Source organism: Acetobacterium wieringae, from assembly GCF_023700225.1.
In the GTDB taxonomy this organism is placed as follows: domain Bacteria; phylum Bacillota; class Clostridia; order Eubacteriales; family Eubacteriaceae; genus Acetobacterium; species Acetobacterium wieringae.
The window spans coordinates 153,604-168,349 of record NZ_CP097897.1; the positions used below are offsets into that span (position 1 = coordinate 153,604).

Genomic DNA, 14,746 nt, shown 5'->3' on the forward strand with positions numbered 1-14,746 from the left:
AACCCATTGTCAGGCAGAATCATTTATTGAAGTTGCCAAAAAGGTGTTTTATTGGGGATTGCAAGTATGATATAATAAGCCAAATTAAATAATCATTTTCAGGTGCCCCTCGGGGAGAATAGGAAAATAAGTGAGAAGCTTATACGGGCCCGCCGCTGTAAATTGGGAATTGCTGTCTGGATGCCACTGTTAAAAAATGGGAAGGCGACAGCGATGAGGATCATGAGTCAGAAGACCTGCCGGAGAATTAGATGATGAGAGATGTGGAAAGTCTACGCTTTGTTGGCGTAGCTTTTTTTTGTTTAAAAAGGATTTAAAGGCTTTGTAAACAGTGACCAGAGAATAAAAAATAAGCGAGGGACGAATTGAAAGCAGTGGTATTGGAAAAACCGGGAGAATTGGTGATAAAAGATAAGGACATGCCTGTCTGTGGTGATGGCGAGATGCTTGTTAAGGTCAGAGCCTGCAATATATGCCGAACTGATTTAAAATGTGCCACCATGGGGCAAAGGGATCTGGTTTACCCTCGGGTATTGGGACATGAAATTGCCGGCGAGATCATTGCCAGAGGCAAAAATGTAAATGGTTATCCGGTAGGTCAACGGGTGTCTATTCATCCGGGGATTTCCTGTGGGGTTTGCGACTATTGTAAAAGTGGTCAGGATAATCTTTGTGATCAGATTAAGATTATGGGCTTTAATTTTGATGGTGGTTTTCAGGAAGTGATCAAAATTGATAAGCAGGCGATCAAATCCAAGATTGTCAATCTGATTCGGAATGATGATCTGGCTTATGAAGAAATATCGTTTATTGAACCACTGGCCTGTTGTGTCAACATTCAGGATCGCCTTCAGTTGAACCGGAAAGCGGCGCTGGTCATTATCGGTGGCGGCCGTTTGGGCCTGCTTAACCTGTTTGTGGCGAAAGCGGAAGGAATCCAAAATGTGATCCTGATCGAAGCCAATGAAGAGCGTCGTGACCGTGGCAAAGCCTTGGGATTTGATGCCGTTTTTAGCGGCGATGAGCCAGATCTGCTCGATCAGTTAAAGAGTTGCAGCAATGGTCATGGAGTCGACGGAGTAATCCCCTGCTGTCCAGGGCCAGAGGCCTTTGATCTGGCCCTGGAAATCCTCAGAAAACAGGGAACGTTCGGTTATTTCAGTGGACTAAGCCGCAATGAAGACTTCCAACTGGACATCAACCGGATTCACTACAAGGAAATTACCGTAGTCGGATCTTATGGCTGCAGTGTTAAGCATAGTCAAAAGGCCAAAACCCTGCTTGAATCAAGAAAAATTGATGTCCGGCCACTTATTTCTCATCGGGTCAAACTGGAAGAACTGGAACGGGGAATGGACTATATTAGAAACAGCGATGGTTATTCAACCATTGTGGTGATGAAGTGATGGCCGTCTGTCAAAGTGAGATCGAAGCAGTAGTGAATTAATAAATAAGAAAGAAAAATTAAAGGAGCAATTAAATGGAAAAAACAATCAGCATGAAAGATTATGGTCAGGTGATTACCCAGCTGATCAATAAGGAAAACCTGTCAAAAGATGATTCCAAAGAAATGTTCATGGAAATATTAAGTGATAAGCAAACAGCCATGCAACAGGGCGCTTTTTTAGCGGCCCTCAGTGCGAAAGGGGCAACCCCGGCAGAAGTGGCCGGAAGTTTTGAAGCGATTTATGAAGTGGATACCTTTAAGGTGGAACCGGTCACTGAGTTTCCGATTGTGGATAACTGCGGCACCGGGATGGATAGTTTTAAAACCTTTAATATCAGCACCGTGGCATCGATTATTGCCGCTGCTGCCGGAATCCCCATGGCTAAACACGGTTCCCGGGCCTTGACCTCGGTCTGTGGTACCATCGATGTGCTGGAAGCCCTGGGTATCGATATGGATTCTAATGTCGATCTGGTTAAAGAAAGCATCGAAAAGGCCGGGATTGGTATTTTTAATGGGATAAGCCCGGAGGTTCATCCGGTAGCTCTGGGGCGGGTTTTATCGCAAATTTCATTTGGCAGTGTGCTGAATATTTCGGCATCGCTGGCAAACCCGGCGCTGCCGCAATATGGGGTCAGAGGGGTCTACTCCAAAGAAATGCTGGATTTTGTGCCCCAGATCATGGCGGAGATCGGTTATAAACGGGCCATTGTGGTTTTTGGCGAGGTTGGCGACCAGGCCATTGATGAGGCTTCAACCCTCGGTACTACCCATATTGCTGAGCTGAAAGAAGATGGTAGTGTGGAAAAATATACATTTAATCCACAAGATATGTTGATAACTCCTGGAATTGTGGATGAAATCCGCACCTTTAATTCGGTTGAAGAATCGGCGCTATGTATTGTCCGATTGTTAAAAGGCAAAGAAACCAAGACCCGGGAAGATATTGTTGCCTTAAATGCCGGACTGATTCTGTATTTACGGGACAAGGCGCCCAGTATTCGGGAAGGTTATGAAATGGCCCTGGAACTGATTCATAATGGGGCGGCCTGGGAAAAACTCAAGACCTGGGTCAACTATCAGAATCGTGATGGTGTTAAGGGCCTGAAGATTTTGTCAGCGCTTGAAAAAAAGGTTCAGGGTTAGGCAGCGTTGATGATTCTTTATGCGTTAAAAGCGGCCGAAGGTTATCTGAAAATGGCTGAAAATGGCGGATTTACCCTGGTTGGCATCAACAAGGCCAGCGTTTATCCGGAGAACGAACTAAATCAATTGATCGCCACAAAAAATGACCTGGGTGATGAACTGACCGAGCTTCGGATTGTCAAGTTGACCCTGGAGGAAACTGATTTTTTTGCTTGAATGGTCGCTAAATCAGTAAAGTTATATTTACGGATTTCGATATCAATGGTATGATAAAAACAGAATAAATGGGTGACACCATAAAATTAAAAGAACCTTTTTCTTCGAAAAAGGTTCTTTTAATTTCTTAAAACGTCTCTAAACGCTAAAGCTCGATGAAGTTATCCAGGGATATCAATTGTGGATAACTTTTAACCAGGTGTCTGTCTGAGGGAGGAAGAATGGCCTTTTTATCCACATTATGCCGGATTTACCGGGATAATGTGGATAAGTTGTGTGAATAAGGTTGGAATGTCGATAAGTTTGGGAAAGAAGGGGGAAAAGGATGCATAAATTTGAAAATTGTCTGGTAGTGGGAATCTCTTCCCGGGCGCTTTTTGATCTGGAGGAAGAAAACCGGATCTTTGATGAAGCAGGGGTGGAAGCCTACACCCAATACCAGATTGAACATGAAAACGATATTTTAAAGCCAGGAACCGGTTTTGCCCTGATTAAGGCACTGCTGAAGCTTAATGAGATCGGTTCGGAAGAGCGAAAAACCGAAATCATCGTGATGTCCCGCAATAATGCCGATAGTAGTCTGCGGATTTTTAATTCGATCAGGCATTACCAATTGGATATCACCCGGGCGGCACTGGTTAGCGGGGCCATGCTGGCGCCCTATCTGGAAGCCTTTAACACCGATCTTTTTCTTTCGGCCAATGAGGAGGATGTTCAGGAGGCCATTAATGCCGGAGTCGCTGCGGGGATTATTTATACCCAACACTTGACCTATGAAGAAATAAAAGAAATCGATCAGATCCGGATCGCCTTTGATGGCGATGCGGTGCTTTTCTCGGATGAGTCTGAGCGGATCTATAAAAGCCAGGGCATTGAGGCCTTTCAGGCTAATGAAACAAAAAATGCCCGTAAGCCTCTGCCCGAAGGGCCTTTTGCCCGGTTTTTAAAAACCCTGTCAGCGATTCAGAAAGAGTTTGATAAAAACCGGGCTCCCATTCGCACGGCCTTGGTGACCGCCAGAAATGCGCCAGCTCACGAGCGGGTGATCCGGACCCTACGGGCCTGGGATGTGCGGATCGATGAAGCCTTTTTCCTCGGCGGCATGAGCAAACAGGAAGTGCTCAAGGCCTTTGGGGCCCATATTTATTTTGATGACCAGGCCATCCACACCGATGCGACGGCGGAATTTGTCCCCTCTGCCCGGGTACCGTATAAGAATAATGAGGAATAGCAATTACTGAGAGCAAAAAGAGTCGGTAACGAATCAATTAGAGGTTAGATCAAAAAAGAACCCTCTAAATAAAGAGGATTCTTTTTTGTGAGAAAGGAGTTCATGAAAAGAAAATCTATGTTAAACCAGAGGATTATTGAGGGATAATCCTCTGGTGAAAACCCGGCAAAAAGATGGTAGCGGTGTATCGTGCAGTCTTAGTTTACCGCCAGTCTGTGGTCGGGTCTTGATTATTTTGTGATAGTTAGGTGAAGATTTAATTAAATTGAAATTAACAATGTGCTGGTATAATTTTAGAAACTGGCCGCCTAGTTATGAACGACCAGGCAGAAACAAAGAAAGAGGGAGCCAATGAAAGACTATCGACCCGATGATTTTGATTTTAATAAAACCCTTGGCGAAATCAGTGCCGGGATCAAAAAACCAAACATTCTAATTTGCGGCGCTACCGGTGCCGGAAAAAGTTCGGTGGTGAATTATGTGTTTAGTGAGAATCTGGCCCAAATTGGCCATGGCGTTCCAGTGACCCGGGGGATTACCCGGTACCAACGGGAGGATGCCGGGGTAGTGCTTTATGACACCGAAGGCTATGAAATCGGAACCGAGAAAATTTCCCAATACCAGGCCAATGTGGAAGGCTGGGTCAATGCGTTTCGCAACGCAGCCATTAACTCAGTAAAAAAAGAAGAGGGCAATCAGGAACTGAATAACCAGATCCACGAGGTCTGGTATTGTATTTCGGCCGGAAATAAACGGGTTACCGATATGGATATCGATGTAATCCAGATGCTTAAAGCTAAGAAGCTACCGGTGGCAGTGGTATTGACTCAAATTGACAGCCTCGATGCCGAAGAACTCGAGGCGATGGAAGCTACCATCAGAGAGCATTGCCAGGTGGATTTTTTCGGACCAGTGCATCCGCTGATCCGGACGTGATTGCCGCCTTGCAGGATTATCTGCAATGGGAGGAACTGATTGGTTGGGCCATTGATCATCTCGATGAGTCCTTGCGGGAAGGGTTTATCAGTGCCCTCAAAGGAAATCTGGCGGCTAAAAAAAGACTGATCAATCACAAGATTATTCCCCTCTATACCAGTGGTGCAGCCGGGGTCGCCTTAACGCCAATCCCTTTTTCGGATGCGGCGCTGCTGGTGCCGATCCAGATTAAGATGTCGCTGCACATCATGAAAACCTATGGACTGGATCAGAAGCTGGGAAATCTATCGTCATTGGTGGGCTCGGTGGTGGTTTCGGAATCCGGCCGGTTATTGGCCCAAACTCTCAGTACCAATCTCTTTAAATTGATTCCCGGGGTCGGAACGGCCATCGGGACCACCGTTAACACGGTAGTAGCCTCCAGCTTTACCGCCGCCATGGGTTATGCTATTTCGGAGATTTGCTTTCGCTGTGCCACCGCAGTGTTTGAAGAAGGCAAAGAAATTGTCTGGGCCGATTATTTCAATGGCGAAAATATTGCGACTTTAATGAACGAATGGTTCAAGGTTTCCCGGCATGGCTAAACGCTGCGAAACTAATGTCCTGATACTCGGAAAAACCGGGGTCGGGAAAACGTCGCTGTGTAATTATATTTTTGGCGCTGAAGTGATGAAAACTGGTGCCGGACGGCCGGTCACCGGGATGGGGATTTTTTGCGAAACGATCCCGTTGAGCCCCGAGCTGGTTCTTCATCTATATGACTCCTGGGGCCTGGAAGCCAATAAATCAGAACGCTGGAAAGCCCTGATTCAGGAGGTGCTGGATCAGCATGATGTCCGGGAAATCAAGGACTGGTTCCACACCATTATTTATTGCCTATCGGCCAAATCTGCCCGGGTGGAAGATTTTGATCTGGACATGATCAAGGCCCTGGGCAAGGATGGCAACCCGGTGCTGGTGGTACTGACTCATTGCGATGTGATGAATGTGGAAACCGCAATTGCAGCGATGCGAACAGCGATCACAACCAAAACGGGAGTACGGAATCAGGATATCGTCGAGGTATCCAGCCACGCCAAAACGCTGCTCAGCGGCAAGACGACTCAGGTCTTTGGAAAAGAAAAAATTATCCATCGGATCAAGGTCAATCTGCTCAATTCCATTTCCGGTAAAATGCCGCAGATATTGGCAGCCATCGGCCAGGAGAAAATAAATAATTGGTTTAAAGATTGTCAGGAAGTGGTCCAGAAGCAGGTCAGTTTTTTAAACCCGACCTCCGGAAAAAAAGAAGTCAGCCGCAATGAATATTTCGATATCTACGCCCAGGAGATTTTTGATGAGATTGGCCGGGAATCGGATGCGCTTTTTAATGAAGCCTATGAATTCTATACTGTCTTCAGCCGCCAGTTTTCCGGCAATGCTCTGGTGGAAGTGACGGATCAACAGCGCATGCCCCAGATTACCCATTTTCAGATTAAAAAAAGCGACAAAATTGGAACTTCAATCGCCGGGGCGGTATTATTGGCCATCCCGGTGGTGGGACTGCTGGGCAAATTTGCCATCCAGGAAAAAACCCGGGCCTATTATCGGGAAGGGTTGCGGCACAACAAGGCCTTGTTGGAAGACCATCTGCAAGTCTGCGTTGAGATCTTGGCCCAGGAATTAAAAAAAATAAACTCCGGATTAAAACGTGAAGAATAATCATCGGGTTTTGGGGTATATAATTAGACAACGTAAATTTTCATAAGAAGGAGAAGCAGAAATGGAACTGGTAGATAAAATTGGTGTGATCTATTGGAGTTATAAAGAAAGCACGGAGATTATGGCTGAAAAAATTTCCAATGGTATTGACGAAGCTGGTGCAAAAGCGATTTTAGTCAACGTGGTTGACTTTGATATTAATACGATTGACAGCTATTATAAAATTGCCCTGGGGTGCCCGGCAATGGAAGGGGAAGCTCTGGAGAAAAGTGAGTTTGAACCGTTTTTTAAAGCTATATCCGGTCATCTCAAGGGAAAAAAGGTCGCTCTGTTTGGCTCCCACGGATGGGGTGCAGGCGAGTGGATGCAGATCTGGGAGAACCAGGTGAAAGATTTGGGAGCCCTTCTATTCGATCATGGTCTGACCATCCTGGGAGAACCCGATAAAGCCGGCCGCCGCCGTTGTGTCGAGTTTGGCAAGGCTTTTGCTGAATTTTAAACGAGCATACAAAAGCATTGAATTATAGTAGAAAGCCCGGGAAGTTTTACTTCCCGGGCTTTTGTCACAACATATGCTTTTATAAGAATTTATTAGATCCGGCGGATAATGGAACAAGGGGGGGGGTTCCGCTATCCACCGGATGACTGATGTGGTTTAGTGGGATAAAGAGCGAATGGAGGTCTTAGTTCATCCGGCTGACAAAGTCAGAGTATGCTTCAATGCCGTGTTCATGAACGTCAAGGCCTTCAATTTCAACCACTTTTTCAACCCGGAGGCCAACTGTTTTCTTAAGGCCATAGAACAGCAGGAAGGAAGTTCCTAAGGTCCAGGCAGCAACCGACACGACACCGATAGCCTGAACAGTTAACAGATCGATTCCACCACCGTATAATAATCCCAGAATGGCATCTTCAGTGCCTGGCAGGTAGTTGGCAAATAAACCAACCAGCAAGGTACCGGCTACACCGTTCATACAGTGAACGCCAACAGCACCGACTGGATCATCAATTTTAAGCTTCTGATCGATGAACGGAATCCCAAAGGTGATAATCACACCGGCAATAATGCCAATGACAATCGCGCCCCAGAGGGTTACAACCAGACAACCCGCGGTGATGGCAACCAGACCACCTAGCACACCATTAAGGGTCATGGAGATATCTGGTTTTTTGTAACGAGCCCAAGTGAGAAACATGACCGTTAATCCACCAGCAGCGGCTACCAGATTAGTGGTCATGGCAATATGGCCAATATCCAGGTTGACTGCCAGGGTACTACCACAGTTAAATCCGAACCAGGCAAACCAGAGGATAAAGACGCCCAATGCACCTAGGGTTAAACTGTGACCGGGTATGGCATTGGCTTTACCGTCTTTGTTGTATTTGCCAATTCGGGGTCCGACAATGATGGCACCCATCAGTGCTGTCCAGCCACCAACCGAGTGAACAACGGTTGAACCGGCAAAGTCAACAAATCCCATGGAGCCGAGGAATCCGCCGCCCCAGGCCCAGTGTCCGACGACCGGATAAATAATCAGGCTAACAAAGGCGGAGATTATACAGTAAACCGAGAATTTCGTTCGACCGGCGACTGCCCCGGATACAATGGTGGCAGCAGTGGCGCAAAAGACCGTCTGGAAAAAGATAAACAGCTCTGGTGTGACCGCTTCAAAAGCCGATACATTGGTCAGGTTTTCGGGGTTAAAGAAACCACCCATGCCGATAAGTCCACCGACATCTGGACCAAACATAAACGCAAAACCAAAACAGAAGAATAAGATGGAGCCGATCATAAAATCGACAAAGTTTTTCATGATGATGTTCCCAGCATTTTTGGCCCGGGTAAAGCCCGTTTCGACCATGGCAAAGCCCGCTTGCATAAAGAAGACCAGAACTGCTGCCAAAAACACCCAGACAATATCGATGTATTGTTGTAATTCTAATAATTCCATAGTAATAACCTCTCTTACTTGAATTGAAACAGACAAATATAAGCACGTAAATAGAAACAAAATAATCTAATAGGGTATAAAAAAAGGAGACAGCTTTAATAGTTCATTAAAACCTATCTCCTTTGATAGTTTTGTTTCGCTTCTCTATTCATCTTATATTGCATCAACACCGTGATCACCGGTACGGATCCGGACAACATCGGCAACATCGTAGACAAAAATCTTTCCGCCGCCGATTTCGTCATCTGCTGCGAGTCGGTCTTTGATGATTTTAATGATAATCCCGGCGGTTTCAGCATCAGTTACGGTTTCTACTTTAATTTTAGGTAGAAAGTTAACGGTGTAAGCAGTGCCTCGATAGGATTTTTGATAACCCTTCTGGTTTCCATAACCCATTATATTGGTAATCATCATCCCCTGAACATCACAAGTGTTTAAGATTTCTTTCAAATCTTCCAACCGTTCAGGTTTAATGACTATTTCAAGCTTTTTCATGTGAACCTCCTTATCGTTAAACATAAATGGATAATTGGGGAAGGGGAAAAACCCCAACCCCAACTATTGTACTATTGGGAATTTATTTATACGTAGAATAAAATATCTTCGTAGGTTGGGAATGGCCAGTATTTTTCAGCCACAATTTCTTCTAACGAATCAGCAGCGGTGCGCAGAGCGCCCATCGCAGGGATTACTTCAGCACAGAAGTAATTGGCTTCAGCCTGTTCCCCTTCGCATTTTTCGGCGGCTGCCAGCGTTGTTTCCAGGGTGTCGATAGCTGTGATAAAGGTACCAAAAAGAGTGGACAATTTTTCAGCCAAGGCGGTTTCTGCACTTAAATCGATGGAACCAATGGCTTTTTTAGCGGTAAGGGTATCAACCACTTCTTTGGTATAGGTAACAATGGCTGGGGAAATTTCCCGTTTAGCCAGGCTCAGCATGGTTAAAGCTTCGATGTTGATGGTTTTGATGTATTCTTCCAGCAGGATTGTCTGACGAGAATCCATTTCGGCAGGAGTGAAAATATTATGTCGTCCGAATAAGGCCACATTTTTTTCGGAAGTAAATTCGGCCAGGGCTTCGGGGGTTGTTTTTAAGTTTGGCAGACCACGTCGGGCAGCTTCCTCAACCCATTCATCCGAGTAGTTATTGCCATTAAAGACAACATTCTTATTTTCTTTAACTGATTTTTGAAGTAGCGCATCAACAGCAGCATCAAAATCATCGGCTTTTTCCAGAATGTCAGCATAATCAGAAAGGACATCAGCAACAATGGTATTTAAGGTGATGTTTGGACCGGCGATGGATTGGTTTGAACCAAGCATTCTAAACTCAAACTTATTACCAGTAAAGGCAAAAGGAGAGGTTCGGTTTCGGTCGGTAGCATCGATAATGAATTTTGGTAAGCTCTTAACGCCAAGCTGCATGACCAGGTCTTTGGCTTCAGTTACGGGTTCGCCTGTTTCGATGGATTTTAACACGGCAGTTAACTGCTCGCCCAGGAAAACAGAAACGATGGCGGGAGGGGCTTCATTGGCACCTAATCGATGGTCATTACCGGCAGTTGCCACAGAGATCCGCAACATTTCGCTGTATTTATAGACCGCTTCGATTGTGGCACAAAGGAAAACTAGGAATTGTTTATTTTCTGATGGATTATCGCCAGGGTTTAACAAGTTTTCACCAGTATCGGTTGACATCGAGAAGTTATTGTGTTTACCGGAACCGTTAACCCCATCAAATGGTTTTTCGTGTAATAAACAGGCCAGATCATGACGGTAGGCAACCCGTTGCATGAACTCCATAATGAGTTGATTATTATCGGTGGCGACATTGGTGTTGGTGAAAATAGGGGCCAGTTCATGCTGGGCTGGCGCAACTTCGTTATGACGGGTTTTGGAAGCAATCCCCAAGCTCCATAATTCACGATCCAGCTCTGCCATATAGTTGGCAACACGGCCACGGATACGGCCAAAGTAGTGTGTTTCCATTTCTTGACCTTTTGGTGGTTTGGCACCAAACAAAGTCCGGCCAGTCAGGATTAAATCTTTACGTTGTTTGAACATGTCCCGTTCAACCAGGAAGTATTCCTGTTCTGCACCGATGGTGGTGGTTACCTTCTTGACATCTTTACCGAACAGCTTTAGGATTCGTTTGGCATTTTCATTGAGGGTTTCCATGGAGCGTAACAGCGGTGTTTTTTTATCAAGCACTTCTCCGGAGTAAGAACAGAAAATAGTCGGGATATAAAGGGTGGTTCCCTTAATAAAGGCATAAGAGGTGGGATCCCAGGCGGTATAACCACGGGCTTCAAAGGTGGCCCGTAATCCGCCGGAAGGGAAGGATGAGGCATCCGGCTCGCCCTTGATCAGTTCTTTACCGGAGAATTCCATAATCACCTTGCCATCTTCAGTGGGGTTGATAAATGCATCATGCTTTTCAGCAGTGATACCAGTCATTGGTTGGAACCAATGGGTATAATGAGTGGCACCCAGTTCTAGCGCCCAATCTTTCATGGCATTTGCCACGACTTCAGCAACGTTTTCTTCCAGAGGTAAATCCTCTTTCATTGTTTTTAACAGAGAAGCGTAAATGTGCTTTGGTAAGCGCTTGCGCATCACTCCAGCATTAAAAACCTTTGATCCGAAAAGATCAGATACATTTTCATTATTTGGCACGAGCGTGTCCTCCTAAAATATAATTTGTATAATTATAACATAACTGTCACCATTGTCAGATATGTTACAATAAAAGCTAATTAAAATCAAATCGAAGGTCGGGAGTTAATTAACTCACTTCGTTTTGACACGGGATTGCTTTTCAGTTGGTGGATCTGAAAAGGTCAATAATTGCCCCAGCAAAAAGTGATTAAAAAAAAGCGCCTTAGAAAGTGTTCTTACACTCTCAAAGCACCATTGCTATCGTCACTCTCGTGGCAGTTACTACTATTTAATTTAAGCTTATTATAGACGATGGATGAACGCTTGTAAAGAAAAATTTGCAAAAAATTACATGTAATGGTTATCAACTTGGAAAGACTTCAGGAATGATTTACAAAAACAAAGGCCTACTATATAATAGAGCTAAATAATACATGATAACAAAGAGAAGTGTCTGCTATTTTTGTCGGCACAGGCTGATGATTAAAAAGGAAAGGAAATTTAAAATGAGTATCGAGTTTAAAATGGATGAAGAAAAGCACATTAAGGTGCTGGATGCTTTATTGGGTGATCCAGATCTGATGATGGCTTTAAATGCTGCTGAAGACTTCGAAGCTGGCTATCGTCTGGTGGCGGAACGAGTGCCCGGTTTAAGTCTGGAAGAATTTGCCGGATCGATGGAAATGATGCGACAAATTGTTCTGGCCCAAATGGAAAAAGGTCCGGTTCAGTAAGCAATGACCGGAAGTTTGCCAAAAGCCTATTGACAGCAGGTTGGTGGGCTTTTGGCAGTAACCTGCAAACCTTGTCAGTGAAAATAAAGCAAAAAAAAATTGAAACCGTAGAGAAAATATGGTTTAATGAGAGAACCACTCACTGAAGTACATTGTATACAAAAATAGAATAAGAAGTGTGCAAAGAACAAAGGCGTTCGATCCTCCTGAAATTTTTATGGCAGAGGGGATCATTTAGCATGTTCTTTTTTTGTTTGTTGGTCGATGGCAGAAAACCTGTGGATTCAGGGGACAAGTGGGTAAAAATACAGAAAACGACGCAAATGCCCAATCGTGGGGCGGTTTGATCTAAAGAAGCCGCAGGAAAATAGGTTAATATATAAATAATGATATGGAAGCAATCGGGTTTTTAAAATAATTTGGAGGTTTTAGAATGAGCTTAGCAAAAAATATAATTGAAGCGATGAAATTTATTGAAGCGAATGATGTGAAATTTATTCGGCTTCAGTTTTGCGATCTCTTTGGGCAAAATCGTAATATTGCGATAACGGCGATGCAAATCGAACGGGCCTTGGCTAATGGGATTCCCTTTGATGCCTCGTTGGTAGTGGGTTTTTCAGAGTCCCGGTATACGGATTTGATTCTGCATCCGGATATCAGCACCATGCAACTGCTGCCCTGGCGGCCACAACAGGGGAAGGTAGCCAGAATTCTCTGTGATATCCGTTATCCCAATGGGGACATTTTTGAGGCGGACAGTCGCTATATTTTAAAAGAGACCATTAAACGGGCCCGAGATCTGGGCTATCAGTTCAATACCAGCGCTGAATGCGAGTTTTATCTCTTCAAGCAGGATGAGAACGGCGATCCGACCACCATTCCCACCGACCAGGCCGGTTATTTTGATCTGGCGCCCTATGATCGGGGGGAAAACACCCGCCGGGAAATTTGCCTGACCCTGGAAGATATGGGTTTTGAAATTGAAAGCTCCCGCCACGAAGCTGGCCGGGGCCAGCATGAAATTGACTTTAAGCACGATGACGCTTTGTCGGCCGCCGATAAAATCATGACTTTTAAAACGGTGGTCAAAACGGTCGCTCAGCGCAATGGGGTTCACGCCTCATTTTTACCGAAACCACTGATGGAAGAACCCGGCAGCGGAATGCACATCCATGTGTCGCTTTTAAAAAATGGCCAGGATATTTTTGAAAACCGGGATGGCGTTCTGAGTACCGAAGCCAAATACTTTATGGCTGGCGTGCTGGCGCATGTTAAAGGGATGACGGCCATTGCCAATCCTCTGGTCAACAGCTATAAACGGTTGACCGGCGGTAAAGAAGCGCCCCGTCATATCGGCTGGGGCTTTGGTAACCGCTCCCCACTGATCCGGATTCCGCTGGAGGCAGATGAGTATTATCGGTTTGAACTGCGGGGGCCGGATCCCACCTGTAATCCGTACTTGACCTTTGCCATTATTCTGGCGGCTGGTCTGGAAGGAATCGATAAACAGCTGGTCTTGATGGATGAGTTAAAACTCGACGAAGAGGAAATAACCAGAGACCCGCTGGCCATTAAAAACATTCAGGAGCTGCCGATCACCTTAATGGAAGCCCTGACGGAGATGGATGCCGATCCATTAATTAAAAATGTGCTGGGAGAAAACCTGGCGGCTAAATACATTGAGCTTAAAACCGCTGAATGGATGGATTATATTAAAACCGTTCATCCCTGGGAAATTGAACGCTACCTCTTAACTTATTAATCTGAAAAAAACCAAACCGGCAGGAGGTGAAGGGGATGAGCAGCGTATTATTAGTATGTAAGCAAGATGACGTAATTCGTGGCCTGGCTGATATTCTTCGGCCGATGAATTTTCAACTGATCGATTCGGCCAATTCAGCCGCCGAAGGTCGACGCAGACTGCAGGAAATTGAATATGATCTGGTGATCGTGAACACCCCCTTAGGGGATGAGTTCGGGGTTGATTTTGCCGTTGATATTCTGGAAAAATTCATGGTCGGGGTGATTTTGATCGTCAAAAGCGAACTGGTCGATCATGTCGAAGAAAAACTGACCGATACAGCGGCTTTTGTCGTCCCCAAACCGCTCAACCGACAACTGCTGGTTCAGAATGTTCGCTTTGTCTGCCAGTCCCGGGAAAAAATCCAGAAGCTGCAAAGTCAGAACCAGGCCTTGAAAGCTAAAATTGACGATCTCGGGGTTGTCTATCGGGGTAAACTGTTTTTGATGGGTCATCTCGATATGACCGAAGATCAGGCGCACCGCTACATTCAAAAAAAGGCCATGGATATGCGAACATCCCCCCGAAAGGTAGCGGAACAGATTATCAAAACCTATGATAAAAAATAACGTAGTCGTTAATATAAAAATATGATCAAGCTTCCTGATGAGATAAACTCTTGTTATGAAGCTTTTTACGTGTTAAGCTTTAAGATAAGCGGATTATTTTAAGTGTTTGTCAGCTGAAAAAAGCGAAATATAAAAATGTAAACAATATCATCAAAAAACTGAAAAAATTGTGGAACAAATACCATGGCTTTATGTTATAATACTGTGGGAAAAAATGATCCCATAAATAGTAAAATAGATAATCATTAAGATGCTTAAGTAAGTGGTGTTCGATCAAGGTGCGCAAAACAAATGGAAGTCATTCCAGGTGGACAGCTGTACTTATGGTCTGAGGTTGATGGAAGGAATGAGAATAG

General features: G+C 45.0%; 14 protein-coding genes and 1 riboswitch. Of the genes, 11 read left to right on the forward strand and 3 right to left on the reverse strand.

Translation table 11 applies throughout. The features are described 5' to 3' along the window. Positions 1-83 precede the first annotated feature (83 nt). Positions 84-258: riboswitch (cobalamin riboswitch) on the forward strand. 116 nt (positions 259-374) lie between these two features. From CHL1_RS00770 to CHL1_RS00805, 8 genes are all read left to right on the forward strand, one after another. Beyond that, the gene (locus CHL1_RS00770) at positions 375-1,406 is read left to right on the forward strand and encodes an alcohol dehydrogenase catalytic domain-containing protein (RefSeq protein WP_250936201.1); all 1,032 of its coding nucleotides are present in this window, start codon (positions 375-377) and stop codon (positions 1,404-1,406) included. A 74-nt stretch (positions 1,407-1,480) separates the two neighbouring features. Beyond that, positions 1,481-2,593 (forward strand): anthranilate phosphoribosyltransferase, encoded by a 1,113-nt coding sequence (gene trpD, locus CHL1_RS00775; RefSeq protein WP_250934363.1) that lies wholly within the window; start codon positions 1,481-1,483, stop codon positions 2,591-2,593. 9 nt (positions 2,594-2,602) lie between these two features. Continuing rightward, complete coding sequence (locus tag CHL1_RS00780; RefSeq protein ID WP_228877883.1) at positions 2,603-2,809, forward strand: hypothetical protein; 207 nt, start codon at positions 2,603-2,605, stop codon at positions 2,807-2,809. 325 nt (positions 2,810-3,134) lie between these two features. Continuing rightward, positions 3,135-4,040 (forward strand): 5'-nucleotidase, encoded by a 906-nt coding sequence (locus tag CHL1_RS00785; protein ID WP_228877880.1) that lies wholly within the window; start codon positions 3,135-3,137, stop codon positions 4,038-4,040. A 351-nt stretch (positions 4,041-4,391) separates the two neighbouring features. Continuing rightward, positions 4,392-4,976, forward strand: a complete 585-nt coding sequence (locus tag CHL1_RS00790) for a GTPase family protein (protein ID WP_250934364.1) — start codon at positions 4,392-4,394, stop codon at positions 4,974-4,976. After that, entirely contained in the window at positions 4,928-5,560 is a 633-nt protein-coding gene (locus CHL1_RS00795; RefSeq protein ID WP_250934365.1) for a YcjF family protein, read from the forward strand. Before CHL1_RS00790 ends, CHL1_RS00795 begins: the two co-directional genes overlap by 49 nt. Continuing rightward, positions 5,553-6,677 carry a GTPase family protein gene (locus CHL1_RS00800; protein ID WP_250934366.1) on the forward strand — a complete coding sequence of 375 codons (1,125 nt, stop codon included), beginning with the start codon at positions 5,553-5,555 and terminating at the stop codon, positions 6,675-6,677. Before CHL1_RS00795 ends, CHL1_RS00800 begins: the two co-directional genes overlap by 8 nt. Positions 6,678-6,738: 61 nt before the next feature. Further along, complete coding sequence (locus CHL1_RS00805) at positions 6,739-7,176, forward strand: flavodoxin domain-containing protein (protein WP_070371666.1); 438 nt, start codon at positions 6,739-6,741, stop codon at positions 7,174-7,176. A gap of 184 nt (positions 7,177-7,360) precedes the next feature. Here the strand turns inward: CHL1_RS00805 and CHL1_RS00810 are convergent, their stop codons facing one another. The 3 genes from CHL1_RS00810 to CHL1_RS00820 form a co-directional block, all read right to left on the reverse strand. Beyond that, positions 7,361-8,629, reverse strand: coding sequence for an ammonium transporter (locus CHL1_RS00810; protein ID WP_250934367.1), 1,269 nt, complete (start codon positions 8,627-8,629; stop codon positions 7,361-7,363). A gap of 153 nt (positions 8,630-8,782) precedes the next feature. Beyond that, complete coding sequence (locus tag CHL1_RS00815; protein WP_070371664.1) at positions 8,783-9,124, reverse strand: P-II family nitrogen regulator; 342 nt, start codon at positions 9,122-9,124, stop codon at positions 8,783-8,785. 86 nt (positions 9,125-9,210) lie between these two features. Continuing rightward, positions 9,211-11,244 carry a glutamine synthetase III family protein gene (locus CHL1_RS00820; RefSeq protein ID WP_250936203.1) on the reverse strand — a complete coding sequence of 678 codons (2,034 nt, stop codon included), beginning with the start codon at positions 11,242-11,244 and terminating at the stop codon, positions 9,211-9,213. Positions 11,245-11,792: 548 nt separating this feature from the next. On the opposite strand from CHL1_RS00820, the gene CHL1_RS00825 reads away from it, so the two are divergent. The 3 genes from CHL1_RS00825 (at position 11,793) to CHL1_RS00835 (ending at position 14,390) form a co-directional block, all read left to right on the forward strand. Then, the gene (locus tag CHL1_RS00825) at positions 11,793-12,020 is read left to right on the forward strand and encodes a hypothetical protein (RefSeq protein WP_070371663.1); all 228 of its coding nucleotides are present in this window, start codon (positions 11,793-11,795) and stop codon (positions 12,018-12,020) included. Between the two features lie 433 nt (positions 12,021-12,453). Next, on the forward strand, positions 12,454-13,782 hold the full coding sequence (glnA, locus tag CHL1_RS00830; protein WP_070371662.1) for a type I glutamate--ammonia ligase: 1,329 nt from the start codon (positions 12,454-12,456) through the stop codon (positions 13,780-13,782). Positions 13,783-13,817: 35 nt separating this feature from the next. After that, positions 13,818-14,390 carry an ANTAR domain-containing response regulator gene (locus CHL1_RS00835; RefSeq protein WP_026393392.1) on the forward strand — a complete coding sequence of 191 codons (573 nt, stop codon included), beginning with the start codon at positions 13,818-13,820 and terminating at the stop codon, positions 14,388-14,390. Positions 14,391-14,746: the final 356 nt, after the last annotated feature.